Source organism: Streptomyces sp. Act143, assembly GCF_003143935.1.
Taxonomy (GTDB): domain Bacteria; phylum Actinomycetota; class Actinomycetes; order Streptomycetales; family Streptomycetaceae; genus Streptomyces.
This window is the reverse complement of the sequence record NZ_QFRX01000022.1, coordinates 1,154-2,607: the sequence shown is the minus strand read 5'-3', so window position 1 is coordinate 2,607 and position 1,454 is coordinate 1,154. Positions and strand designations below refer to the sequence as shown.

1 protein-coding gene is annotated in these 1,454 nt (G+C 71.9%); it reads left to right on the top strand.

The window, feature by feature from the left end; all coding sequences use genetic code 11:
* Positions 1-1,454, top strand: a 1,454-nt coding sequence (locus DI272_RS44050) for a condensation domain-containing protein (protein ID WP_258314957.1), incomplete at both ends; no start/stop codon positions are given.

The window sequence follows — 1,454 nt, the reverse complement described above, 5'->3', positions numbered from 1 at the left end:
CCGCTACGACGCCACCCTCTACAAGACCGGCATCAACGCCCACCCCCTCACCGACGCCCCCACCCGCCCCTGGCTCGCGCACGCCGACGCCCAGGCCAACCTTGCCGGTCTGAGGCAACAGTTGGCGGCCGAACGGCCCGCGGAACTCCGCCTGACCGGCGTCCCGAACCCTCGCCTGGTCCACGAACTCGCCGTGCGGCAGGCCCTCGAAGACGGCGCACCCCTGCCCGACCGCCCCACCGCGTCCCCACTCGGCCTTGAGGCCTTCCACAGCCTGGGCGACGAGCACGGCTACTGGACCGGCATCACCTGGAACACCCAGGACACCGACACCGTGGACGTCGTCCTCGTCGACCGGACCCGGCTGTCCGGCCGTGCCCCCGTCGGCACCTATGCCGCGCTTCCCACCAGCACCTCCACCGCACCCCTGTCCATGTGGGCGACCAACCCCGCCGCCCGCCGCGGCACCGGCGCCCTGGTCACCAAGCTCCGTGAGCACACCCGCGACCATCTGCCCGACTACATGGTCCCGTCGGCCATCGTGCCGCTCGACCGGCTCCCCCTGACGGCCAACGGCAAGCTGGACCGAGCGGCCCTGCCCGCGCCGGACTTCGCGTCGGCCGGATCGGGCCGAGGGGCACGTACGCCGCAGGAGCAGATCGTGTGCGATCTGTTCGCGCAGGTGCTGGGGCTGCCCCGGGTCGGCGTCGAGGACGACTTCTTCGACCTGGGCGGGCACTCGCTGCTGGCCACCCGCCTCATCGCCCAGATCCGTGCCGCGTTCGGCGTGGAGCTGGAGCTGCGCGCGCTGTTTGAGGGCCCGACGCCGGCCGCGGTGGCGGCACTCCTCGACACCGCCGCCCCCGGACGCCTGGCCCTCACCGTCCGCCGGCGCCCCGAGGTCATGCCGCTGTCCTTCGCCCAGCGCCGACTGTGGTTCATCCACAAGATGGAGGGGCCGAGCGCCACCTACAACATTCCACTGGCTCTGCGGCTGAGTGGTGAGTTGGACCGTGACGCGCTGCGGGCCGCGCTCGGTGACGTGGTGGCCCGGCACGAGAGTCTGCGGACGGTGTTCCCCGAGGCCGAGGGCGTCCCCTGCCAGCAGGTGCTCTCACCCGAGGCGGCCGTCCCGCACCTCACCGTCATCCCCACGACCGAGGCCGGGCTCCCGGAGGCACTGGAGTCGGCCGCCCGCCACCCCTTCGACCTGGCGACCGAAACTCCGCTGCGCGCCGACCTCTTCGAACTCTCGGCGCAGGAATACGTGCTGCTGCTGGTCGTGCATCACATCGCGGGTGACGGTTGGTCGTTGGGCCCGCTCGCTGCTGACCTGACGCGTGCCTATACGGCGCGGGTGGAGGGGCGGGTGCCGGAGTGGCGTGGGTTGGCGGTGCAGTACGCGGATTACACGTTGTGGCAGAACGAGCTGCTGGGTGACCAGAACGACCCGG